The 23,535-nt window shown below is 61.9% G+C and carries 20 protein-coding genes; 13 read left to right on the forward strand and 7 right to left on the reverse strand.

Annotation, left to right across the window (positions count from 1 at the left end):
- From aroQ to gcbA, 3 genes are all read right to left on the reverse strand, one after another.
- A partial coding sequence (gene aroQ, locus D8U61_RS11835; protein ID WP_130926988.1) for a type II 3-dehydroquinate dehydratase occupies positions 1 to 435 on the reverse strand: 435 nt, incomplete at its 3' end.
- A 187-nt stretch (positions 436 to 622) separates the two neighbouring features.
- A complete protein-coding gene (locus D8U61_RS11840) occupies positions 623 to 2,569 on the reverse strand; it encodes a methyl-accepting chemotaxis protein (protein ID WP_130926982.1) in 1,947 nt (648 codons plus the stop codon).
- Between the two features lie 51 nt (positions 2,570 to 2,620).
- Positions 2,621 to 4,291: a diguanylate cyclase GcbA gene (gcbA, locus tag D8U61_RS11845; protein ID WP_016771860.1), complete on the reverse strand. Its 1,671-nt coding sequence runs from the start codon at positions 4,289 to 4,291 to the stop codon at positions 2,621 to 2,623.
- Positions 4,292 to 4,706: 415 nt separating this feature from the next.
- On the opposite strand from gcbA, the gene D8U61_RS11850 reads away from it, so the two are divergent.
- The 6 genes from D8U61_RS11850 to D8U61_RS11875 all read left to right on the forward strand — a co-directional run bounded on the left by D8U61_RS11850 (position 4,707) and on the right by D8U61_RS11875 (position 11,395).
- Positions 4,707 to 5,774: a DUF2333 family protein gene (locus tag D8U61_RS11850; protein ID WP_016771859.1), complete on the forward strand. Its 1,068-nt coding sequence runs from the start codon at positions 4,707 to 4,709 to the stop codon at positions 5,772 to 5,774.
- A 3-nt stretch (positions 5,775 to 5,777) separates the two neighbouring features.
- Positions 5,778 to 6,335, forward strand: a complete 558-nt coding sequence (locus tag D8U61_RS11855) for an NUDIX hydrolase (RefSeq protein ID WP_122610406.1) — start codon at positions 5,778 to 5,780, stop codon at positions 6,333 to 6,335.
- A gap of 186 nt (positions 6,336 to 6,521) precedes the next feature.
- Positions 6,522 to 6,893, forward strand: coding sequence for a translation initiation factor Sui1 (locus D8U61_RS11860; protein WP_007914613.1), 372 nt, complete (start codon positions 6,522 to 6,524; stop codon positions 6,891 to 6,893).
- Positions 6,894 to 7,113: 220 nt separating this feature from the next.
- Positions 7,114 to 9,027 carry an arginine decarboxylase gene (gene speA, locus D8U61_RS11865; protein WP_016771856.1) on the forward strand — a complete coding sequence of 638 codons (1,914 nt, stop codon included), beginning with the start codon at positions 7,114 to 7,116 and terminating at the stop codon, positions 9,025 to 9,027.
- A 233-nt stretch (positions 9,028 to 9,260) separates the two neighbouring features.
- A complete protein-coding gene (locus D8U61_RS11870; protein ID WP_130926983.1) occupies positions 9,261 to 10,607 on the forward strand; it encodes a contractile injection system protein, VgrG/Pvc8 family in 1,347 nt (448 codons plus the stop codon).
- Entirely contained in the window at positions 10,604 to 11,395 is a 792-nt protein-coding gene (locus D8U61_RS11875) for a DUF4123 domain-containing protein (RefSeq protein ID WP_041480661.1), read from the forward strand. The genes D8U61_RS11870 and D8U61_RS11875 overlap by 4 nt, the downstream gene beginning before the upstream one ends.
- A 9-nt stretch (positions 11,396 to 11,404) precedes the next feature.
- On the opposite strand, the gene D8U61_RS11880 is transcribed toward D8U61_RS11875, so the two are convergent.
- Positions 11,405 to 12,754: an MATE family efflux transporter gene (locus D8U61_RS11880; RefSeq protein ID WP_130926984.1), complete on the reverse strand. Its 1,350-nt coding sequence runs from the start codon at positions 12,752 to 12,754 to the stop codon at positions 11,405 to 11,407.
- Between the two features lie 146 nt (positions 12,755 to 12,900).
- Positions 12,901 to 13,194, reverse strand: coding sequence for a hypothetical protein (locus tag D8U61_RS11885; RefSeq protein ID WP_039757018.1), 294 nt, complete (start codon positions 13,192 to 13,194; stop codon positions 12,901 to 12,903).
- Between the two features lie 245 nt (positions 13,195 to 13,439).
- Here D8U61_RS11885 and D8U61_RS11890 point away from each other — a divergent pair, with 245 nt between their 5' ends.
- The 5 genes from D8U61_RS11890 to D8U61_RS11910 all read left to right on the forward strand — a co-directional run bounded on the left by D8U61_RS11890 (position 13,440) and on the right by D8U61_RS11910 (position 17,932).
- Positions 13,440 to 13,742, forward strand: coding sequence for a MazG-like family protein (locus tag D8U61_RS11890; RefSeq protein WP_016771852.1), 303 nt, complete (start codon positions 13,440 to 13,442; stop codon positions 13,740 to 13,742).
- Positions 13,742 to 14,491, forward strand: coding sequence for a methyltransferase domain-containing protein (locus D8U61_RS11895; protein ID WP_024011431.1), 750 nt, complete (start codon positions 13,742 to 13,744; stop codon positions 14,489 to 14,491). Before D8U61_RS11890 ends, D8U61_RS11895 begins: the two co-directional genes overlap by 1 nt.
- A gap of 12 nt (positions 14,492 to 14,503) precedes the next feature.
- On the forward strand, positions 14,504 to 15,115 hold the full coding sequence (locus D8U61_RS11900) for a DUF4136 domain-containing protein (RefSeq protein ID WP_076565564.1): 612 nt from the start codon (positions 14,504 to 14,506) through the stop codon (positions 15,113 to 15,115).
- Between the two features lie 41 nt (positions 15,116 to 15,156).
- Positions 15,157 to 15,714 (forward strand): DUF4136 domain-containing protein, encoded by a 558-nt coding sequence (locus D8U61_RS11905; protein ID WP_041480657.1) that lies wholly within the window; start codon positions 15,157 to 15,159, stop codon positions 15,712 to 15,714.
- A gap of 220 nt (positions 15,715 to 15,934) precedes the next feature.
- On the forward strand, positions 15,935 to 17,932 hold the full coding sequence (locus D8U61_RS11910; RefSeq protein ID WP_130926985.1) for a pilus assembly protein TadG-related protein: 1,998 nt from the start codon (positions 15,935 to 15,937) through the stop codon (positions 17,930 to 17,932).
- On the opposite strand, the gene D8U61_RS11915 is transcribed toward D8U61_RS11910, so the two are convergent.
- Both D8U61_RS11915 and D8U61_RS11920 read right to left on the reverse strand, forming a co-directional pair.
- On the reverse strand, positions 17,917 to 20,679 hold the full coding sequence (locus tag D8U61_RS11915) for an ATP-binding protein (protein WP_130926986.1): 2,763 nt from the start codon (positions 20,677 to 20,679) through the stop codon (positions 17,917 to 17,919). The two genes, D8U61_RS11910 and D8U61_RS11915, sit on opposite strands and share 16 nt — an antisense overlap.
- Positions 20,676 to 21,122 carry a TadE/TadG family type IV pilus assembly protein gene (locus D8U61_RS11920; protein ID WP_024011435.1) on the reverse strand — a complete coding sequence of 149 codons (447 nt, stop codon included), beginning with the start codon at positions 21,120 to 21,122 and terminating at the stop codon, positions 20,676 to 20,678. The genes D8U61_RS11915 and D8U61_RS11920 overlap by 4 nt, the downstream gene beginning before the upstream one ends.
- Positions 21,123 to 21,197: 75 nt before the next feature.
- Between D8U61_RS11920 and D8U61_RS11925 the strand changes: the two genes are divergently transcribed.
- Complete coding sequence (locus D8U61_RS11925; RefSeq protein ID WP_130926987.1) at positions 21,198 to 21,668, forward strand: prepilin peptidase; 471 nt, start codon at positions 21,198 to 21,200, stop codon at positions 21,666 to 21,668.
- A 118-nt stretch (positions 21,669 to 21,786) separates the two neighbouring features.
- The gene (locus D8U61_RS11930) at positions 21,787 to 22,554 is read left to right on the forward strand and encodes a response regulator transcription factor (RefSeq protein ID WP_038861138.1); all 768 of its coding nucleotides are present in this window, start codon (positions 21,787 to 21,789) and stop codon (positions 22,552 to 22,554) included.
- The last annotated feature ends 981 nt before the right edge of the window (positions 22,555 to 23,535 follow it).

Here is a 23,535-nt window from a genome sequence, read left to right on the forward strand (position 1 = left end):
TTCAAGCTGCTCTAGTGCGGCCTCCAGGGCCAGTCGGTAACCGCTGGCGCCAAGGCCGCAGATCACTCCTACCGCTACATCGGAGAAGTAGGAGTGATGGCGGAAAGGTTCGCGCTTGTGCACGTTGGACAAATGCACTTCGATGAATGGGATGCTCACTCCCAGCAGCGCGTCACGTAATGCGACACTTGTGTGCGTAAAAGCCGCCGGATTGATCAGAATGAAGTCCACGCCTTCACCGCGCGCAGCGTGGATGCGATCGATCAATTCGTACTCGGCGTTGCTTTGCAGGTGCAGCAGATGATGGCCGGCTTCGCGGGCGCGCCGCTCCAGATCCTGATTGATCTGCGCCAGGGTCGTCGACCCGTAGGTCCCCGGTTCCCGGGTGCCGAGCAGGTTCAGGTTGGGGCCGTGCAGCACCAATAGCGTTGCCATCTGCGTTGTCCTTGTTATCAATGAGCAGTCGTCAGAATCCGGCGACTATGCCGCAAAGCCTTTGTGACTGTCCAGTTCCATGCAATAGGCGGCACGATGGGCGATGTTTGCGCGAAATTTGTGACCGGGTGAGCTGATCCGGTCATTCGCGATGTTGGCAAGGGGCTCTTCGCGAGCAGGCGGTGTGTCAGACGCGAAAGGCCTGGACGGCTGTGTGCAGTTGGCCGCCGAGAATCAACAGGTTCTCGCCCTGTTCACGCCCCTGGCCGATGCGCAGCAGGTTATCCCCACCCAATTGATGAATGCGCTCGCTGTGATCGCGGATCTCGCTGACCGCGCCACTTTGCTGCGCAGTGACATCAGCGATGCGCACGGCGGTGTCGGCGATGGTCTGGATCGCGCCGACGATTTTGTCCAATGCACCGTCGGCCGCTTGCGCCTGACTGGCCGTGGCTTCGGCGTGTTCGACCTGCGCGCGCATGCCTTCGACCGATTGTCGCGCGGCGGTCTGCAGGCCGGCGATCAGCGTCTGGATTTCTGCTGTGGCCCCGGCGGTGCGTTGTGCCAGCGAGCGCACTTCCTCGGCGACCACGGCAAAACCACGGCCCATCTCCCCGGCGCGGGCCGCCTCGATCGCGGCGTTCAGGGCGAGCAGATTGGTCTGGTCAGCAATCGAACGAATCACCGTCAGCACGCCGCCAATGGTTGCCGACTCTTCGGCCAGATGTTCGATCATCTGCGCATTGCCTTGAACTTCACCGACCAGCGCATGCAGCCCGGTCAGGCTCTGGCCGATCACCGTCTGGCCATGCTCGACGGCCAGTCCGGCATGACGGCTGGCGTCCGCAGCCTGCCGGGCATCGCCGGCCACTTGCTGAATGGTCGCCTCGAGTTCACCCAGCGAGTCGCGAATCAGCGCGGTATCGCCGGCCTGATGCTCGGCGCCGCTGTGCAAGTCATTGCTCAGTTCGGCGAGGGTGCGGCTGCTGCCTGCGACTTGCTCGGCGTTGCCGCGAATGGTGCCGACCAGGTCCACCAGATAGGCGCGCAAGCGGTTGAGCGACGCTTCGATATCGTGCAATTCGCGATTGGTCTTGCCCAGTTGGATGTCGCGACTGAAATCGCCCTCGGCCCAAGTCGACAATGCCGGGGCGAGGTTGGTCAGGGTGCGGGCGAGGCGCCGCTGCAAGGTGTCGATGAGCAGGGCGATCAGCAGAATCAGGCCAATCATCACTCCTTGCATCAGGCGCACTTCGCCCTGGATCTGCCCGTGTTGCGCGCGTACCACCGGTTCGAGACCGGCGATGGCGTGCTGCACGCTGGCGATTTTTTCGTGGGTGGCGGCGCTGAGATCGGCGCGTTTCTGGATCTGTTCGCGGGTGCGCGCCAGTTCCGCCGGATAGCGGCCAAGCAAGCTGTTCAGTTCGCGCTTAAGGGCGATACCGGCATCTTCAGCGGCGGCTTTGTCGGTGTTTTCGATGCCCATCAACGCGGCGAAATCGTCACTGCTCGATTCGTTGCTGCCGACCACACCGAGCAAGGGCAGGGCATCAATGGCTTCGGCCTGGGCGCGCATGTTGCTCACTTCGCGCTCGACATCGGCAGCCAGTTCACTGCGCCCGCTGCTGACCAGTTTGTCCCGCGCCAGCGACAGTTTGCCCAGATGCTGCGATGCGGCGAGCAGTGGTGCGAGGTAGGCGGCGTTGCCATTGGCGTAGGTGTTGAGCTGGTCGAGGCTGGCGCTGAGTTCGCGTTCGGCCTGCAACAGCAGCGCCTGCGGATCGCCGGCCAGTTTGCCGGCGGCGAGCAGGTCGGTTTTGCTGAATTCATCAAGGCTCGACAGGCTTGGCTGCACGCTGTCGGCCAGCGTCGGGGGCAGCTCACCCAGTTGTTTGTGCACGCTGTCGATGGCCTGGGCGGCGCTGCTCAGGCGCAGCGCGTCACCGCTGGCGAGGTAATCCTCGATGTTGCGCGCCACCTCGTTCTGAAATTGTTGCGACAGCCCGAGGTAACGCTCCATCAACAGATACGGACGTTCGAGGGCTTTTTGCGACCACCACAGCGTGGCGCCAAGGGCCACGCAGACGGCGACCAGCAGCAGAGTGTTGAGATTGGTGAGCAACTTCAGGCGCATGACGGCTACCAATGGCAGAAATGGTAAGCGCCTGAATTTATTGCGATTCCATTACAAGGTTATGACCGAATCAGTGGATTCCGATGAAAAAGTGGCACTTTGCTTTGACTGCCGCGCGGTCTGCACCCGATTGCGTCCGGCACCTTTGGCGCGGTACAGCGCCTCGTCGGCCTGGCTGGCCATCATCAGGCTGTCGGAGTCATCGCACATTTCCACCACGCCGGCGCTGAAGGTGCACCACAGATCCTGCGGCTGCGCCGGGTAATGAATCTCGGCGAAGCGCTGACGAATTTCGTCGAGGACTTTATGCGCCGCGTCGATATCGGTGTCGGGCATGACAATGGCGAACTCTTCGCCGCCGTAACGACCGATGAAGTCGGTCTTGCGCAACCGCTGCTTGAGAAACAGCGCCAGGCTCTTGATCACACGGTCGCCCATGGGGTGGCCGTGGCTGTCGTTGACCCGTTTGAAGTGATCGATATCGAGCATGGCAAAGCTCAGCGGCTTGTTCTCGCGGCGGGCGCGGAACGAGCAGTCTTCGAGCAATTGCAGGATGTGCGTGTGGTTGTACAGGCCGGTGAGGCTGTCGCGGACCATCCGCGCTTTCAGGTTGCGTGCCCGCGCGGCGCGGTTGCGCACGGTGGTGATCAGGTGTCGCGGTTTGATCGGCTTGGTCAGGAAGTCATCGCCGCCCTCGCTCATGGCGTCGAGCTGCTTGTCCAGATCATCCTCGGCCGACAGGTAAATGATCGGCACGCTGACGTAGCGGTCGTTGTGACGGATGACTTTGGCCAGCTCGGTGCCGGTGCAGGCCGGCATGTACATGTCGAGGATGATCAGGTCCGGCTGGAAATCCGCCAGTTCGGCCATTGCCTGAATCGGTTCGATCAGGGTGCGGGTGACAATCCCGGCGCTGTTGAGCAGGCGCTCGGTGTGCAAGGCCTGGGCGCGCGAGTCGTCGATGATCAGCACTTTATAGGGCTCGTACTGAGCGACGCAGGTCAGCACTTCGATTTTTTCCAGCAAGCTCGAGGCTTCGAGCGTGCCGGTGAGGAATTCCTGGCCACCGGCGCGCACGGCGGCGAGGCGGGTCGGAGTGTCGGTTTCGTGCAGGCTGAAGAACAGCAGCGGCAGCGGTTCTTCGAGGCCGACCTGAGCTTCGGCGGCGAGTTTCAGGCCGATGCCGGGGCCACTGAAATCCACGTCCATGACAATCGCCGCGGGCAAGCGCTCGACCATCGACGAGCGAAACGCCGCGACACTGTCCAGTGCCTGCGCGCTGAGGCCAAAGAATTCGAGCTGCTTGGCCAGGCGTTCGGCGCGGTCGTGATCCTGCAACATTACGTAGATCGGCTTGCGCAGCGGCGGCAGGAACGTCTGGTCGAGCTGATCACCATGGCGCAGGCCGGTGCGCGACAGGCGCTGCATCAAACGATTGAGATCGGTGATCAGGCCGCTGCTGAGGCGTCCACGATTGGCATCCACCGCTTGCAGCGACTGGCTGATGTGATGCGCCAACTGAGTGTGTTCCGGCTGTTCGAAACGCTCGGCAAAACGCAGCAGACGCAGATTCGCCTCGCTCAGTTCGGCGAGATCGACGGTGGACCACTCACTGCGTTGCAGGCGCTGCCATATCTCAAGAATCTGACGTGCCTGATGAATTACCCGCTGGGCAAAGTGGTGCTTGAGACGCTCACGGCTGGGGTCTTCTGGCTCGGTCATATCCTGACTACTAGTTAGGGTGCATGCTGAGATCGACTGGTGGCTCTATGCTAGCACCTCTTTTCCCTTAGACGAGTGTCGTACGTCAATAATCTGCTGGACGACACGATTCAGTTTCTGACCGGGTGGTTTTCTCATGCACTTGCAGGTCAGTCAGATGCCCGAAATCCGGACGCTTGCCTTGAAGAGCAGGGCAGAACAGTCGGGAATTTGTACATCGCTGCTCGGGCCGAATCCGGATCAGAGTTCACTGCGTTGTTGGCGTTGCCCTATCAGGGAATCCCTTAGTGTGTCGCGAAGCGTCATCGGGCCGCACCATTTGCGGCTTATCGTTAGCGACGGGTGCCCGGCTTTGGCACGTTGTTGTATGGTTGTGGTCGAACCGTTGAACCCAAGTGATTGAAAGGATATCGCCATGCTGGACTGGAAAAACCGCGCGGGCAGCGCGCCTGAACGTGCCGCCGAGCCCAAGTCGGCCACCCGCAGCTATGTCGGCGGGCTGCTGTTCAGCCGGGCGCTGGCCACAGTGGTCGGTCTTTACTTGCTGGTCACAATCGCGCTGGGCTGGTACTGGAGCCAGGAACCGGAGCTGTTTCCGGTGGCGCAGAACGCCCAGGTTGCTGCCGAGAAAGAGGGCAAGCAAATGGTGGTCGGCTACACCACGGTCGAAACCCTGAAGACTGTTGCCGGCACCTTGCTCAACAAGCCGGGCGGTTACATTTCCAATGATCGTTTCCCGCCGGGCCTGTGGATGGACAACACGCCGAGCTGGGAATATGGCGTGCTGGTGCAGGTGCGTGACCTGACCCGCGCCCTGCGCAAGGATTTTGCCCGTTCGCAATCGCAGTCGGCCGAAGACGCCGATCTGGCCAAGGCCGAACCACGCTTCAACTTCGACAACAAGAGCTGGGTGCTGCCGTCCAGCGAGTCGGAATACCAGGAAGGCATCAACTCCCTGAGCCGTTATCAGTCGCGCTTGTCGGATCCGAATCAGAAAAACGCGCTGTTCTACGCCCGCGCCGACAACCTCAACAACTGGCTGGGCGATGTCGGTACCCGTCTCGGTTCGCTGTCGCAACGCCTGTCGGCCAGTGTCGGTCGGGTCAAGCTCAATACCGCGCTGAAGACCGAAGTTCCGGCAGTCGGCGAAGTGCCGCAGGTTGACGAAGAAGTCGTGGAAACCCCGTGGATGCAAATCGACAACGTGTTCTACGAAGCACGCGGTCAGGCTTGGGCGCTGTCCCATCTGCTGCGTGCCATCGAGGTCGACTTCGCCGATGTGCTGGCGAAGAAGAACGCCACCGTCAGCGTGCGCCAGATCATCCGTGAGCTGGAGGCTTCGCAAGAGCCGGTGTGGAGCCCGATGATCCTCAATGGCAGCGGTTTCGGCGTATTGGCCAACCACTCGCTGGTCATGGCCAACTACATTTCTCGGGCCAACGCTGCGGTGATCGATTTGCGTCAACTGCTCAATCAGGGCTGATACGTGAGCCAGAGCACAAGAGAGGCGGCCCATCGCGCCGCCTCGGACGCCGAACAGATCGCTTGGGTCGACGAGCAGGACAATTTGCTCGGGGCGCTGGTGCGCTCCGATTTGCGCGAGCGCGGGCTGATCGGCCGTGGCACCTACATCATGCTGTTCAATTCCGCCGGTGAGCTGTGCGTGCACCGACGCACATTGAGCAAGGCGATTTATCCCGGTTACTGGGATGTTGCCGCAGGCGGCATGGTCCAGGCCGACGAAAGTTATGCCGAGTCGGCGGCGCGCGAGCTGGAAGAAGAGTTGGGCGTCAGCGGCGTCGAACTCACCGCTCACGATCACTTCTACTTCGAAGACACCGGCAACCGCCTGTGGTGTTCGGCGTTTTCCGCCGTGTGGGACGGGCCGCTGAAATTGCAGCCGGAAGAAGTCCTCGAAGCGCGATTCATCCCCGTCGAACAGGTCATGCGCGAAATCAGCGAAAAGCCTTATTGCCCGGACTCTCTGGCCGCGCTGAAGCGCTATCTCAAGGCGCAGCAAAGCAACGTCGCAAAGAACACATGAATTGGCGCCGATTGGCACTTAGCAATCGCGATTTTTGCCGTTACACTGCGCGACCTTTTCAAACTGCACCGAACGCTTCCCAAAAAGCGTCGATGCAGTAGCGCTGCCCCTGCCTGAGTGGGGCTTCGCGGTCGCTGACCTTGCCCAAGGTTGCGATCAGTCTTTGTCCTCCCGAGAGGATTGCCGGTGGCCAAGAAAGCCGCATCCTTCGCCGCCCTGGGCGGCCTGGTATTTTCCACCGACGCAGGTCGTCATTGCCCGGAATGCAGCAAACCGGTGGACGCCTGTATCTGCAAACAAACCGTGATCCCGGCCGGTGACGGCATTGCCCGCGTGCGTCGCGAAAGCAAGGGCCGTGGCGGCAAGACGGTGACCACCATCACCGGCGTGCCCCTGGCCGAAGACGCGCTCAAGGAGCTGGCGACGACGTTGAAGAAACGTTGTGGCACCGGCGGGGCGTTGAAGGACGGCATCATCGAAATCCAGGGCGATCACGTCGAGCTACTCTTGGCAGAGCTGATCAAGCACGGTTTCAAAGCGAAGAAGTCCGGCGGCTAGCAGCCTCTGTGAAACCCTCCGGCGGCTTGATCCGGCTTCGAGTGTTCTCGGATCCGGCGTCGTCGCCATGGTTTTCACAGAGCCTGTTCATGACCGGTTTCTAAACTCCACGCAGTCAGTGCGGTCTACCGCCGCACTGACGAACCGTCATTTTCATTCTTTAGACTGCGCCGGCCTGAACGTCAGGCGACGCACTCTGACTTCTTTATAGGGGACTTCGATGTCCGTACGACGCACACGTAAAGACGATGGCAGCCAATGGACAGTTGCGGACAGCCGCAGCGTTTACGGGATTCGCCATTGGGGGGCCGGGTATTTCGCGATCAATGAAGCCGGTCGCGTCGAAGTACGTCCGAACGGCCCGAGCAGCTCGCCCATCGACCTGTTCGAACAAGTCGACCAACTGCGCAAGAGCGGTTTGTCCTTGCCGCTGCTGGTGCGGTTCCCCGACATCCTGCAAGACCGTGTCCGTCAGTTGACCGGCGCTTTCGATTCGAACATCGAGCGCCTGGAATACCAGAGCAAATACACCGCGCTGTACCCGATCAAGGTCAACCAGCAGGAAGCGGTGATCGAGAACATCATCGCCACCCAGAACGTCTCCATCGGTCTGGAAGCCGGCTCCAAGCCTGAGCTGCTGGCGGTGCTGGCGCTGGCGCCGAAGGGCGGCACCATCGTCTGCAACGGTTACAAGGACCGCGAGTTCATCCGGCTGGCGCTGATGGGCCAGAAGCTCGGCCATAACGTGTTCATCGTCATCGAGAAAGAATCCGAAGTCGGCCTGGTGATCGAAGAAGCCGCCTCGCTCAAGGTCAAGCCGCAGGTGGGCCTGCGCGTGCGCCTGTCGTCGCTGGCCTCGTCGAAGTGGGCCGACACCGGTGGCGAGAAATCCAAATTCGGCCTGTCGGCGGCGCAACTGCTGTCGGTGGTTGAGCGCTTCCGTGGCGCCGGCCTCGATCAGGGCATCCGCCTGCTGCACTTCCACATGGGTTCGCAGATCGCCAACCTCGCTGACTACCAGCACGGCTTCAAGGAAGCGATCCGTTACTACGGCGAATTGCGCAACCTCGGTCTGCCGGTGGATCACATCGACGTCGGCGGCGGCCTCGGTGTCGACTACGACGGTACCCACTCGCGCAACGCCAGTTCGATCAACTACGACATGGACGATTACGCCGGTGTCGTGGTCGGCATGCTCAAGGAATTCTGCGACGCGCAGAGCCTGCCGCATCCGCACATCTTCTCCGAGAGTGGTCGTTCGCTGACCGCGCACCACGCAATGCTGGTGGTGCAGGTCACCGACGTCGAGAAACACAACGACGAAATTCCGCTGATCGAGAACAAGGAAAGCCTGCCGGAAACCGTGCAGTGGCTGGTCGATCTGCTCGGCCCGACCGACATCGAAATGGTCACCGAAACCTACTGGCGCGCCACCCACTACATGAGCGACGTGGCCGCGCAGTATGCCGATGGCAAGCTGACCCTGGCGGAAAAAGCCCTCGCCGAGCAGTGCTACTTCGCCGTGTGCCGTCGCCTGCACAACTCGCTGAAGGCGCGTCAGCGTTCGCACCGCCAGGTGCTCGACGAACTTAACGACAAGCTGGCCGACAAGTACATCTGCAACTTCTCGGTGTTCCAGAGCCTGCCGGACACCTGGGCGATCGATCAGGTGTTGCCGATCATCCCGCTGCATCGCCTCGACGAAGAGCCGCTGCGCCGTGCGGTGCTGCAGGATCTGACCTGCGACTCCGACGGCAAGATCAACCAGTACGTCGACGAGCAGAGCATCGAAACCAGCCTGCCGGTGCACGCGTTGAATGAAGGCGAAGATTACCTGCTGGGCGTGTTCCTGGTCGGCGCCTATCAGGAAATCCTCGGTGACATGCACAACCTGTTCGGTGACACCGACTCGGTGAACATCTACCAGAACGCCGATGGCAGCGTGTACCACGCCGGTATCGAGACCCACGACACCATCGAAGACATGCTGCGTTATGTGCACTTGTCGCCGGAAGAACTGATGACTCACTACCGCGACAAGTGCGCCAGTGCCCGCATCAGTGCCAGCGAGCGCACGCAGTTCCTCGATGCCTTGCGTCTGGGCCTGACCCGCTCTTCCTATCTGTCTTCCTGAGACCCGATAGCGTTCCGCCCGGGTTGTCCGATTTTTTTCCGCGAGCTGTGGAAAAGTCGGACAACCCGGTGGGACATCTCCTGATTTTTTCCCGAAAACCTGTGCTATCACGGTCAGCAAACTCATCTGGTCTGCTTTTCGCGTAGGTCATTTCCTAAGTTGTACTTCGCCTCTCTACTCGGCCATGCCTCTCGGCGAGAATCCCCGGCCGCCCCTCCTGTAGAGATCCGCCCATGTTCGATCCAGTCAACGAGCCGTCGTTTCGTCTCGATGTAGCGGGCCTGTCCGACCCCTTCGAAGTTCTCGCCTTTACCGGAAGGGAAGCGCTCAGCGAACCCTTCGCCTTCGAGATCGATGTGGTGATCGACGATCCGCATCTGGATCTCGCCGGCCTGCTGCACCGTTCCGCGTTCCTGTGTTTCGGCGCGCCCGACCAGGGTGTGCACGGGCAATTGCACAGCCTTGTCCAGCACGAGCACGGCCATGGCTTGCGTTTGTGCCGAGTACGTCTCGGGCCGAGGCTCGACTGCCTCGACCTGCGTTTGAGCCAGCGCATCTTCAGCGGCCGCTGCGTGCCGCAGATCATCGAACAGGTGCTGCGCGAACATGGCATCGTCGGCCTGCAACGACGTTACGAGTTGCACAGCGACTACCCGGCCCGCACCTTCTGCACGCAATACCGCGAATCCGATCTGCAACTGCTTCAGCGTCTGTGCGCAGAGGCGCGCATTCACTATTACTTCGAACATCACCGCGACAGGCACTGCCTGGTGTTCGGCGACGATCCGACGCGGATGCCCCATGCAGACGTCGCGCACTATCAGGGCGAGCATGACCAGCATGGCGTCGCTCCAGCCGTCCGCCAATGGCGACTGCGCGAAGACTCGCAGGCCAGCCAGCGAGGCCCCGATGCCGAAGGCCACAGTGATCTGCCGGCCTTGCGCAGTGGTCAGTGGTTGCCGCTGGACGGCCATCCTTTCCTCGAATGCAACCGCCCATGGCTGCTGACCCGCATCGAGCACCGTGCCGATCAGTCTCTCGAATCGCCCTATTGCAATCGCCTGTTCGCGGCCGCGCGGGTACCCGTCTGTGTGCCCGCCGCTGCGCAGTCCAAGCAGCGCATGCACAGCTTGCAGCGTGCCTGGGTGGTCAGCGTCGATGAGCCGCAGCCGGATCGCGCGCGGCCGGTGGCGGTGCAATTCGACTGGCTCTACCAGGGCGAAGGCGCAGCGCCGAGCCATTGCTGGCTGCCCCTCGCGCCTGACCTGAACGAGCTGCCCTCGGCGGCACTCGCCGATGGCGTGGAAGTCGTGGTGAGTTTCCTCGAAGGCGATCCCGATCAGCCGGTGGTCAGTGGCGTTCTCCAGCCTCCGGCGCTGGCAGAGGAGGCGATCGAGGATGCCCAGCCGTCACCGCTGCCCGAGCTGCTGGTGAGTGATGGGTTGCAGCAACTGTTGCAGTCTGGCGAGCCGTTGCTGTTGCTGTGCCTGATGCCGGGCGGTGGCAGCTTCAACCACTGCGCCGAGTCCGTGTGCAGTTGCCGGCTGCTCACCGCGCTCGATCAGAGCAGCGCACGATGAGCGGCGCGGCGCTAGAGCCCATGGCGCAATGGCTGTTGCTCGATACCCCGGACGCGGCACGCGCCCTGCTGACCTTGCGCCAGGGCTTTGCCGATGTGCAGCGGCACCGGTTGTTCGACGGCACCGAATTTCAACCGGTCAGTGAGCACGGACCGGTTCTCGTCGATTTGCGCGAGAGCCCGGCATTGACCGCCCTGTGCCTGCGCGACCCGGACACCTGGCGCGGCCTGTTACTGAGCTGCGAGATACCGGCGCAGCAGCTGCTCAGCCACTTGCAGCGGATGCTTACCGTCTCGTTCGGTTTGAATCATCGGGCCTTGCTCAGCTATTACAACCGCCAGACCGCCAGTTATTTCTTCGACGCTTGTGACGCCACGCAGCTGAGTCGCTGGCTCGGGCCGATCCGCCAGTTGCGCTGGTTTGGCGGCACCTGGGCGGACCGCGCCATCGGCAGTCAGGGCTGGCAACAGCTGCGCAATCCCGGCCTGCTCGTCGAGCCGCTGGGCATAGAAGAAAGCCTGACCCGGCGCCAGCGCGAACGCTTGCAAACCTGTCTGCTGGAGCAGCATATCTGGCGCTGGTGCCAGTCTCTGAGCGTTGATTACCAGACGATCGCTGTGCATGTGCAACAAGGTCTGGCGCTGGGTTTCAGCGATCGTGCTGTGCTGGATGGCTGGCTGTGGCTGCGCCTGCTCAATCCGCGCGCCGTGCTGGTCGTGCCGCCGGCCGGACTGACCCAGCCGGAACGGCTCGATTTTTTGCGTCGGCAGTGGGGCGCGGCGGACTGACTTTTCTGATCAGTGAGCCTTGCCGCTGAACCAGCCATCGCTGCGCTTGAGCCACAAGGCTTGCGCGCCAAGGGTCACGCTGCGCAAGACCATGAACAGCAGAAAAGATATCCACAGGCCGTGATTGCCCAGCGCTTGCAAGAACCAGGCGAATGGCAGGAGCAACAACACCGTCAGCAGCATGCCGTTGCGCATTTCCCGCGCGCGGGTAGCGCCGATGAACAGGCCGTCGAGCAGGTAACTCCACACCGCAATCAGCGGCAGCACGGCGAGGTAGGGCAGGTAGTCGAATGCGGTGTCGCGCACGCTCTGGATATCGGTCTGCATCTCGATGAACAGGTGCCCGGCGAGCAGAAACAGCACAGCGAACCCGAGGCTGGCGATCAGCGACCAGCCGCCGGCCACCACCAGCGATCGACGCAAGGCCAGGCGATCCCGGGCGCCAATGGCATGGCCGCACAAGGCTTCGACTGCGTGGGCCAGTCCGTCCAGCGCATGGGCTGTCAGCAGCAAGCCGTTGAGCAGCAGCGCGTTGGCCGCTACGGTCGCATCGCCGAGCCGCGCGCCTTGCACGGTGATCAGGAAAAACACCGATTGCAGGGCGAGGCTGCGGATGAAAATGTCACGGTTGACCGCCAGCAGCGGGCGCCAACTCTGCCAGACTTTCAACGCCGACCAGATGATCTGCCCCGGATAGGCGCGCAACGCCGTGCGTGTCAGCCACAGGCCGAGCAGGGCGCCGCTCCATTCGGCGATTACCGAAGCGCGCGCCGAGCCGACTACGCCCCAGTCAAGGCCGATGACAAACCACAGATTGAGCACAATGTTGATCAGGTTGGTGCTCAGCAGAATCGCCAGCGGCGCCCGCGCGTTCTGCGTGCCAAGGAACCAGCCGACCAGCGCATACGTCGCCAGCGCTGCGGGCAGGCCAAACAGACGCGTGTGGAAAAACTCCCGGGTCAGCTGATCCAGTTCAGCCGACGGTTGCATGAAGTGCAGCGCAACGCCGCTGAGCGGCACGCCAAGAGTGCCGAGCACGACGGCCAGCCCCATCGCCAGCAGCAGGCCCTGCAAGAGAATCTGCCGCAACGCCGCGCCATCGCTGCGCCCGGCAGCCTGGGCGGCAAAACCGGTGGTGCCCATGCGCAGAAAACCCATCGCCCAGGCCAGAAAGGTGTACAGACTGGCGCCGACCGCCACCGCGCCCAATTGATGGGCATGGGGCAAGTGACCGATGACAGTGCTGTCGACCAGCGCCACCAGCGGCACGGAAATATTGGAAAGAATCATCGGCGCGGCGAGCGCCCAGACCTTGCGGTGAGTCGGGCGGTCGCGCCAGTCGGTAATCAGAGAGGACATGCAGGCTCCTTGGGGGAGCGGGGATTGTAGCGAGTCATGCCATTCAATGTGGGAGCGAGCCTGCTCGCGAAGACTGACCGACCGTGAAGATTTCGGCTGTGCCGGCCATTCGCGAGCAGGCTCGCTCCCACAGGGTGGCGGTGGTGTTAATGGATGATCCAGCTCAACAACCACAACCCGAGCAGCAGCCAGATGATCCCGGCAATGATCGACGCGTTCATGAACGCCCGGATCGCCGACCACAGCAGCATCAAACCGACGATCAGCGCGATGATGCTGATAATCGAGGTGTCCATCCCCAGCGTCTGCGCCAGGCCGTCGACAAAGTTGCCGCCGGCATTGCTGAGCATATTGAACAGGCCGCTGAGGCCGTCGACGATAAAGCGGATGACCGAACCGAGTGCCTGGCCGAGCCATTCGAAAAAGCTTTCTACACGCATGTGTGCATCCCTGATGAAAGAGCTGAGCCTTGGGCCACGCCGAGGGTGGCCGAGTTCCCTGCATGATAGAAGGTTTGCCCGGATCATGTGTGGGAGCGAGCCTGCTCGCGAAGGGGGCGTGTCAGGCAAATCCGGTCTGGATGATCCACCGCCTTCGCGAGCAAGCTCGCTCCCACAATAGATCATCTGCGCTGCTTGCCTTCAGCCCGCATCCCCCCGAAGCTATGCGTCTTCAGGAGAGCCCGATGAACCTTGTTGAACTGACCGAACGCCTGCACGCCATTCGTGACCGCAATGACTGGCGGCAATTTCACAGCCCGAAAAACCTCGCCATGGCCGCCAGCGTGGAAATGGCCGAGCTGGTGGAAATCTTCCAGTGGCTGACGGAAGACCAGTCACGCCAGTTGCCGGCGGACAAGCTCGCCCATGCCGGGCAGGAAGTCGGCGATATCGTCCTGTATCTGTTGCTGCTGTGCAGCGAACTGGGTCTGGACATGAATGAAGTGGTGCGCGCCAAGCTCGCCGACAGCGAACGGCGGTTCAGCTGATGAGCGACCGTCATTTCGACCAGTTGGCCACGCGCTTCGCCGAAAAAATCTACGGCGGCGCCAAAGGCGCGATTCGCCTCGCGGTATTGCAGGCCGATCTGACCGAGGCTTTGCCGGATCGTCCGCTGCGCGTGCTGGATATCGGCGGGGGCCTTGGGCACATGTCGCTGTGGCTGGCCGAGCGCGGCCATGACGTCACCTTCACCGAACCGGCCGAACCGATGCTCGAAGGCGCGCGCCAGCGTTTTGCCGAAGCCGGACACACCGCGACATTCATACAGGCGCCGTGGCAGGAACTGCCCGGTCAGCTCACCGAACCCTACGATCTGGTGATCTGCCACGCCGTGCTGGAATGGCTCGCCGAACCCCATGCGATCCTGCCGGTGCTGCATCAACTGACCAAGCCCGGCGGCTGGCTGTCGCTGGCGTTCTACAACCGTGATGCGCTGATTTATCGCAATCTGCTCAAGGGCCATTTCAAGAAAATGCGCAAGAACGTCATGGCCGGCGAGAAGCAGAGCCTGACCCCGCAACAGCCCCTCGACCCAAGGGAATTGGCAACGCAACTCGCCGGTATGTGGCAGGTCGAAAGTCAGAGCGGCGTACGGGTATTTCACGATTACATGCCGGTGGAATTCCAGGCCCGCGCCGAACTGGCGGACTTGCTGGAAATGGAACTCGCGCACCGTCGTCACCCAGGCTTCGCCGGGCTTGGGCGTTACTTGCACTGGATCTGCCGGCCGATCTGAGCGGAGCGCGACATGAAAGCTCAATGCGGGTTATTGCTGATAAGTCTGGGGTTGGCCGCTTGCCAAGGCAGCAACCCCTACGTGGCTCAGTCACGGCCGTTGCCGCCGGCACCGCCGCAAGCCGCCGCCACCTTCGACCGCAGCGCCTACCCGGCGCCGCCGCGTGATTACGGGCGCTACCGCAACTGGGCCTGGCGCAACGGGCAGTTGCCGCCGGGCACGGCGTGGGCTGACTCGGCGCAGGTGGCCGAGGCGGTCAGCAACGCCCTCGACCAACGCGGCTTGCGGCCGATGCGCGACAACCGCCCGGCCGACCTGCTGGTCAGCGCCGACCTGCGTCTGGAAACCCGTTTGCGTCAGGTGCGCGACGACTACGGCTACTACGGCGGATACGGCGGCTATGATCGTTATGGTCGCGGTTACGGCATGTACAACAGCGTGCCGATCGTGCGCACCTATCAGGAGCAGGTCGTAGTGGTGCGAGTCGATCTGTTCGATGCCGGCAATGGCCAACCGGTATGGAGCGCCAGCGCCGAGACCGGCACCCAGGGCAATCAGATCGAACGCGCCGATGCGATCCGCGAGGCTGTGGAAAAAGCCATGGCGGCGTATCCTCCCAGCTGACGTCGTGTCAGCAGGTTCATGCCTTCACCCGGAGAAAAATCATGTTCCGCCGTCTCGCTCTACTCGCTGTTGCCGCGCTGCTCAGTGCCTGCGCCGCCAATCAGGTCAATCACGATTTCGACGCCAGCCGCGACTTTGCCGCTTATCGCAGCTGGAGCTGGAAAGACCCGGCCCTGCAATATCGCCCCGATGATCCGCGCATCAAAAGCGACCTCACCGAACAGCGCATCCGCCAGGCGGTGTCCGATCAACTCGATCAGCGCGGTTTGCGCCCGGCTGCCGGCGGCGGCAAAGGTGATCTGAGCGTGCAGACCTACCTGATCGTCGAGGACCGGCAGCAGCAGGTGACAACCAATTACGGCGGCGGTTGGGGCGGCCCGTGGAACGGCTACTGGGGCGCACCGATGTACAACGAAACACGCAACATCACATACAAGGTCGCGACCATTCAGATCGACCTGCTCGACGGCAAGGACGGCAAACTGGTCTGGCGCGGCAGCGATGAGCAAATGCTCAGCAACCGCCCGAATCCGGCTGACCGCAGCAATGCCATTCGCGAGACCGTCGCACGGATCCTGGCGAACTATCCACCGCGTTGAACCGCTCTGAACCGTTTCCTGTGGGAGCGAGCCTGCTCGCGAAGGCGGTGTGTCATTCAGCATTGAATCCTCTGGCACTACGCTTTCGCGAGCAGGCTCGCTCCCACAGTGGCGGTGGTGACAGGAATGGCGCGACGCCAGCACTCTCGACCGACCGCGTCTACACTCTTTTTCATCAACGGAGGTAGCGCTCGGCACTGCGCCGGCAAAGGAGTGCGCCATGTCGCCAGGATCGCAAGGCAACGGCCCGGCCCGGCAACGCGGGGCGATCGGCTTGATGGCGGCAGCCACCCTGAGTCTGGCGCTGGTGATGATGTTGCTGGTGGTCGACAGCGGCCGCCTGTACATGGAACAGCGCAAATTGCAGCGGGTGGTCGATACCGCCGCCCTCGAAGCGGTCAGTCGCGGCGGCAATTGCCTGCCCGGGCTGACCGCCGCCAGTTATGCCGGGCAAAGTGCGCTGCGCAATGGTTACGTGGTGGATGCCGCCAATACGCTCGTCACCACTTGCGGCACGCTGACCACCGCTGCCAGCGGTTTGCGCAGTTTCACTGTCGATGCCTCGCAATCAAGCGCAGTCAAAGTCGCTGCCAGTCGTACGGTCACCAGCAGTTTTGCTGGCGGTGTGCAGGCGTTGTTCAGCGGCACGCCGGTCAGCCTCAATACCACGCTCAATGCTTCGGCAGTCGCGGCCAAACCGCAGCCGACCGTCGCCCAACTGAATATTCGCAGCACCCTCGCCAGCATCGACACGGCGCAGTCGAACATTCTCAATCCGTTGTTTTCCGGGCTGCTCGGCGGCAACGTCAACCTCACGGCGGTGGGCTGGGACGGTCTGCTGCACACCGATATCAACCTGCTCAAATACCTCGATCAACTGGCGATCGACCTCAACGTCGGTGCCGGCAATTACACGCAGTTGCTCAATACCCAAGCGACGGTGACGCAGTTGATCCAGGCCGCCGCGACAGTGGTGCAACTCAACGGTGCGACCGCGCAAGTGGTCACCGCGCTGGGCCAGTTGCAGGCCGCCGCCATCAATGCGGCGCCGGTCAGACTCGGCGAGATCCTGCAACTGCAGACCGGCACGACGGCGGCGGGGCTGGATGCCAATCTGCAATTGCTGCAACTGGTGCAGGGCGTGGTGCAACTGGCCAACAGCAAGAGCGCGGTGGCGGCGACCTTGCCGGTCAACGTGCTGGGGCTGGCCGGTGTCACCGTACGGGTGAAGGTGATCGAACCGCCGCAGTTCTCGGCGATTGGTGATCCGGCGCGGGCCAAGGCCGATCCGTTGGGACCGGACCGGATTTATGTGCGCACTGCGCAGGTGCGCACGCTGTTGTCGGTGAATCTGCCGGTGCTCTCGGGGGTGACGGGGCTGACCAATGCGGTGCTGGGCCTGGTCGGTACGCTGACGCCGACGCTCAATGCGCTGTTGAGCCTGAACCTGGTGGACACAATCAATTCAGTGTTCTGCCTGTTGGGCGCCGGTTGCCAACAGCTCGATCCGAAGCTGCTGCCCTCACCGCAGATCGACATCGCGCTGGATGCCGGCGGGGCGAAAAGCTACGTCACCGATTACCGCTGCCCGACCGGCGACAGCGGCAGCAAAAGCCTGACTGCCGCCACCACAACCTCTCTCGCTGATCTCAAGCTCGGCAAGATCGATCCTGTCGCGGCGTTCTCTTCAGTCGCCGAACCAACGGTGGCGCCGTTGCCGCTGGTCGATCTCGGCATCATCACCTGCCACAGGATTCTCGGCATCGGCAGTTGCGATGCCGCCTCCCACGTGCAATACGGCGCCGGCGGCATCGCCCTAAAACTCGACACCAGCGTCGCGCAGACCACGCAGAATCTGCTGTTCTCCAGCACCACACCCTTCGCCACCCCGGCCAATCTGAAACTGCCACCCAGCGTGCTACCGGCCGCGCCGACCAGCAACATCGTCGGCAGCCTGGCGAACACCCTGTCGGGCATCAACCTGATCGTCTACAAACCCGTGGGCAGCAATCCGCTGGGCGCTATCGTCACCGGGGTGGCTTCGTTGATCAGCGACGTCAGCAACCGCTTGTTGCCAGTGGTCACCGGTTTGATCAGTCCATTGCTCGATCCGCTGTTGAACAATCTGCTCAAAGGCTTGGGCATCAACCTGATGAATACAGAGGTGGGCGCCAATATGTCCTGCGGGCAGACCGGCAAGGCCTATCTGGTGATCTGATCATCCGTGGCAATCGGCAATTCGATGCAGAACCGTGCGCCCTCCGTGGAGTTGCGCACGCTCAATTGCCCGCCCATGTTGGCGATGATGCCGTAGCTCACCGACAGGCCCAGACCGGTGCCGACGCCAATCGGCTTGGTGGTGAAGAACGGCTCGAAGATCCGCTCCAGCAAACGCGGATCGATACCGCCGCCATTGTCCTCGACCCACAAGCGCACGCTTTCCTCGTCACGCTCGGCGTAGATCGAAATCCACGGTTTGAACGCTGTGTCGCTGTCGCGTTTGCTGAGCAAGGCGTCGCGGGCGTTGACCATCAGGTTGATCAGCACCTGCTCCAACTGATCGACGTAGCCGCGCACCTGCGCCTCGAAGCCGGTCTCGCTGATGCGCAGATCGACACCTTTGCCGCGCATGCCTTCGGCCAGTAGCGACAGGGTGCCTTCGATGGCTTGGGCCGGGTTGAACAATTGTTGTTCGATTTCCGAGCGCCGGCCGAATACACGCATGTGGTCGACCACCTTCGCTGCGCGTTGAACCTGAGCGTCGATGCGGTTGAGTTTGTCGGTCAGATAATCGACCTGCACCTCACCGTTGCCGAGGCGCTTGAGCACATTGACGATGGCCATGCGCATGACGTTGAGCGGCTGATTGATCTCGTGGGCAAGGCCGGTGGCCATTTCGCCGAGGGTGGCCATTTTCGCGCTTTGGGTGAGTTGCTGTTGCGAGCGGCGCACCTCGGTGTTGTCGCGGCCCACCGCTTGCACTTCGATCAACTGTCCCTGCTCATCGAACACGCCGCGATCCGACCAGACCCACCAGGCGTGTTCGCGTCCGGGCAATTGCAGGCTGATTTCCGCTGTACTCACTGGCTGTTCCGGGGTCAGTTGGCTCAGGCGCTGCACAAAAGCGCCGCGCTGCTCTTCGGACATCCAGCTACCCAGATCAACCCCGGGCAGTTGTTCCGGGGTGCATTCCAGATAAGTCGCCAAGGGTCGGTTGCCAAAGATCAGCGTCAGGTCCGGGCGATAACGGCAGATCATCGCCGGCGAGTCCTCGACCAGAATCCGGTAGCGCTCTTCGCTTTGCCGCACCTGCTCGGCGGCAAGCGTTGCGTCGGTGACGTCCAGCCACAGGCCCACCGCCTCGACCGGCAGGCCGAGATCGTTGCGCAGCAGTTTTGCCTCATCGAGCAGCCAGTGATACTCGCCACGGTTGTCGCGCAGGCGATAACGCGCACGCACCGAACCTTCGCGCAGCAACTGGCGGTTGCGCTGGAAATACAGTTCGCGGTCGTCGGGATGGACGCGCTCGACCAGTGTTGCTGCATCGCAATCTTCCAGCGTCCAGCCCAGCAAGGGTTGCAGGCTGGCGCTGAAAAACGCCGGGATCAGTGCACCTTCTGCATAGCGCTGCACGTAGATCACCGCCGGTGAACTGGCAATCAGATTATCCAGCCGCGCATGGGCGGCAGCGGCGCGCTGTTGTTGATTCTGGATGTCGCTGATGTCGAGCATGAACCCGACCAGACGCCGATGCTCACCGGTGCCGCTGACCTGGCCCTGAATCCGATACCACGTCGCTGCTGCGCCGACCTCCGCGCGGTGCAGACGCACGCTCAGGGTCAGCGCTTCTCCTTGCAGTTGCAGGGCGCGCAGGCGGCTGCGCAACTCGGCGCGATCGGCGGGATGAAACAGTGACAGCCAGTCTTCTACCGGCAGCAGGCGATCGCTGAGATTCAGTGCCGAGGCCAGCGTCGGCGCCAGCGCAATCTGCTCTTCGGCAGTGATTTCCCACCAGCCGGTGCCGAGCAGGTTTTGCAGCGAGTCCAGGCGCTCCATCGATTGCACATGGCGCTGCTCGCGCAAGCGGCTGAGCAGCGGCCCGGCCAGCGCGCCGGCCAGGGTCAGCCAGTCGCGATCGGTCAGCCATGGCGCCACGTTGTCGACCGTATAAAACCCGCAGAGCAGCCACGCGACCACGCCCTGGTCATTGCTGTAGGGCACGGCGAAACCGTTGGCGTTGCCGAACGTGGCCTGCAATCGCGAGTGCTCATAGCGGCCCTGCGGGCCGGCGAGACGTTGCGGCGCGCTGCCGTTGAGGCTGTCCAGCGGCGTGCCCAGCGGCTGGCCGTCCTCCCACAGTTGCGGGGCATCGTGGCCGCGAAACTGTTGATGAATCTGCCAGCCCTGGGCCTGTTCATCCAGCAACGCCACGGCGAGGCAGGGGATATGCCAGCGCTGGGCGATGGCCTGCAATTGTTCGCCAAGCACCGTCGGCAGACGCGTCAGGCTGCACGTGCGCAGACGATCGCTGACCTGCGCGGCGAGGGTCTGGCAGGCGTCGCGGTCGCGCGCTTGCTGACGTTCGAGCAACAGGTCGGCGATGTCGAGCATCTGCAGTTGCCAGCCATCGTTTAGTGGCTGCACCCAGCCGCGAAGGTGCAGCGGCTGATCATTCAGGCCGCTGAAATCCAGATCGAGCAATTGCCCTTGCCAGTCTCGCGGCTGACCTTCGATGGTCAGCAGACTGTGCGGCAGCAGGTAGGCGCGGAGCGGCAGCGGCTGACCCTGGGGTTTGTGCTGGGCGAGCAAATGCCGCAGCGGGCCGGCGATCTGCAATACATCGCCGTTGCCATCCAGATAAAAATGCAGGCCGATGGGCGGCGCGCCGAGATGGTCCGGCAAGTCGTGGGCTGCGACGGGGGCGCGCTTGAGCAAGCGCCCGAAAAGCTTATCGCCGGCGGTCAAAATTGCAGGCTCGAGCGGGCGGTCAGGTGCGTCGGCAGATTGGGCACCGTGCCGATCCCGGGCAGCACCAGAAACGGCATGATCTGATTGAGCTTGCTCACCGGGTAATTGACGCTGACGGTCAGGGTGCCAGTCCCCGCGTCGTAGGCCGCACTGGTGTCGGTGCCGACCACCAGATTCAAGGCCGAGGGCAGCCATTGCAGTTGCTGGGTCAGCGCGGCATTGGCGGTGTTGACCACCACCGTCGAATAGTTCGGCGTGGTCGGGTCCACCGCAACGCTGCGGCGCACCGCCTCAGCGGTGGCCTGGTTGAACGATTGCATCATCACGAAGGGCAGGCCGTAACTGACCAACCCGTAAAACACTGCGAAAAAGATGATGAACACCAAGGCGAATTCGATCGCCACCGCACCTTTTTGCGACCTGCGAAAGCCGTTTTTCATGCGTGCGTCTACCCTGACAGTCACTGCGTAGTATCAGCATAGAATCAATCAGGCAAAACGGACGGCTTTCAGCGGATGCAGATTTTCCTTGTTCTGATCTGGCTGGCGATCTGCGCCGCCCAAGATGCCCGGCAGCGACGCATTTCCAACGCATTGACGTTAGGCGTCGGCGCGCTGGCGTTGGTCTGGTTGTTGGCGACTGGCACTACTTGGCTGGGCGCCAACGCGGCGCAAGGCGGCTGGGCCTGCCTGATCGCTTTGCTACTGACGCTGCCGGGTTATTTCCTCGGACGCATGGGCGCCGGCGATGTGAAATTAATGACAGCCCTGGGTCTTGCGACGAACGGCATATTCGTTCTTGGCGCGTTTATCGGCGCGGGCGTGGCCAGCGTGCTGTGGCTGCTGCTCGCGCCAAAAGTCTGGCCTCATATGGCTCAAGGAGTTAGAGAGCATGTGCGTCATCTGGCCCCGGACAAGTCAAAAAAGCTGCCATTTGCGCCGTTCGTGGGGGTAGGAGTAGTGCTTTCGCTGTACTGGATCACCTGATCGCGGGGTGCCACTAGTCCTATGTACATAGTCGGAAAGTGGGTCTACTTTCAATTCAGGCGAATACGCCACCAAAGTGCAGGAATCGTCAGCGTTGGCCGAGCAAATGGAGTGGTTCGTGAACAAGCCTAATTCGGTAAAAATCCTCGTGGTCGATGATCAGCCGCTGATCGTCGAAGAACTCTGTGAGTTTCTCGAGAGCAGTGGCTACCGTTGCGTGCCGTGCGACTCGAGTCTTGAAGCCATCGAGCTGTTCAGGGCGGACCCGGACATCGGTCTGGTGCTGAGTGATTTGCATATGCCGGACATGGACGGCATCGAGTTGATCCAGGCGTTGCAGCGGCTGGCCGGCAAGCAGCGGGTGTTCGAGGCGATCATGCTCACCGGGCGCGCTGACAAGCAGGATGTGATCAAGGCGTTGCGTGCGGGGATTGCCGATTACTATCAGAAGCCGATTGATCTGGCTGAGTTGCTCGAGGGTGTGCAGCGTCAGGAGCTGGCTTTGCAGGAACGGCAGAAGAATCTGCATCTGGGGCATTTGAATCAGAAGTTGCAGTTTTTGTCCGAGTCGATTGATGACCTTTATCAGGATCTGGACAAGGTACGGCGCTCGCCCGTGCCGGTGGTGAGTGATGGTGAGCCTGAGTCTGTGGAGATACCGGCGGTGTTCAATCAGTTGTCGCCCCGGCAGTTGGATGTGGCGCGGTTGGTGGGCAAGGGGCAGACCAATTATCAGATTGCCTGTGAGTTGGGGATTACCGAGAACACAGTGAAGCTGTATGTATCGCAGGTGTTGCGGTTGACGCATATGCATAATCGGACGCAGTTGGCTTTGGCGCTTTCTCCTGGTAGTTCGGCGGGGCGGCAGCGGGTTACGGCGCATTGACTTGGCGGCCTTTGGGCCGACCATGCTTTGGGTGGTTGGGGTGAATATCCGTTTTTTTTGGTGTCGCTGATTACGGTTCCGCCCTTACGGCGGGTCACTTTTGGCAAACGCCCCAAAAGTAACCAAAAGGTCTTCGCCCTGACGTTCGGCCCGCTCGCTGGGGCTCGGGGTTCCTTCGCTCCGGGATCGATCCTGGCGCAGCGGCTACGGTTTGCTTCGCTGCACCTCCTTCCGCTGTGTACGACTGCGTCGTACGGTCGCTGCGCTCCCACGCCCGGATCAATCCCTCCACTCAGCCTGCCGACGGGCTCCCAGATCAAGATCAAAAGCGGTACTCGAGCTTGCGCTCATTGTTTTGAGTGGTAAAAAGCATGCGGTGTCTGGCTTTTGTTTTGCGCTGGATTCGCCCCTCACCCCAGCCCTCTCCCGAGGGAGAGGGAGCCGATTTGCGGGTTGTTCAAAATTTGCATTCGACTCGGTATCTCAGGTCGGCATACCTGACCCAAACAACTCGGTCGGTCCCCTCTCCTCTGGGAGAGGGCTAGGGTGAGGGTGCGTTTGATCTGCTTCAAAATGCATTCGACTCGGTATTTCAGGTCGGTGTACTTCGCCCAAACAACTCGGGTCGGTCCCCTCTCCCTCTGGGAGAGGGCTAGGGTGAGGGTGCTTTTGGTTTTGATTGTTTAAATCTGTGTCTGATTTGCCAGAACCTTCCCACAAGGTTTTCAGGTTGTCCGTCGGACGTCGGGTCACTAGTCTCTGGCTGTCGCTGACAACTCAGCGGTCAGGTGTGGAAACCTGAAATTCAAGTAGTTGCTTTGCATTGCTACCGTAATCGTTGTCGGCGTGTTCGTTCGTCTGCAAACTGTGTCGCGGCGGCTGTGCGTGGGCAGACTTTGGTCTGGCCGGTTGCCTACTTATCGGTTTTCCACCCTGCGTACAGCTGCCACCTTTTGTCGTGTGGAAACGACAGAAGAGGGC

It is taken from the genome of Pseudomonas sp. Sample_14 (assembly GCF_004307515.1).
GTDB classification, from domain to species: domain Bacteria; phylum Pseudomonadota; class Gammaproteobacteria; order Pseudomonadales; family Pseudomonadaceae; genus Aquipseudomonas; species Aquipseudomonas atacamensis.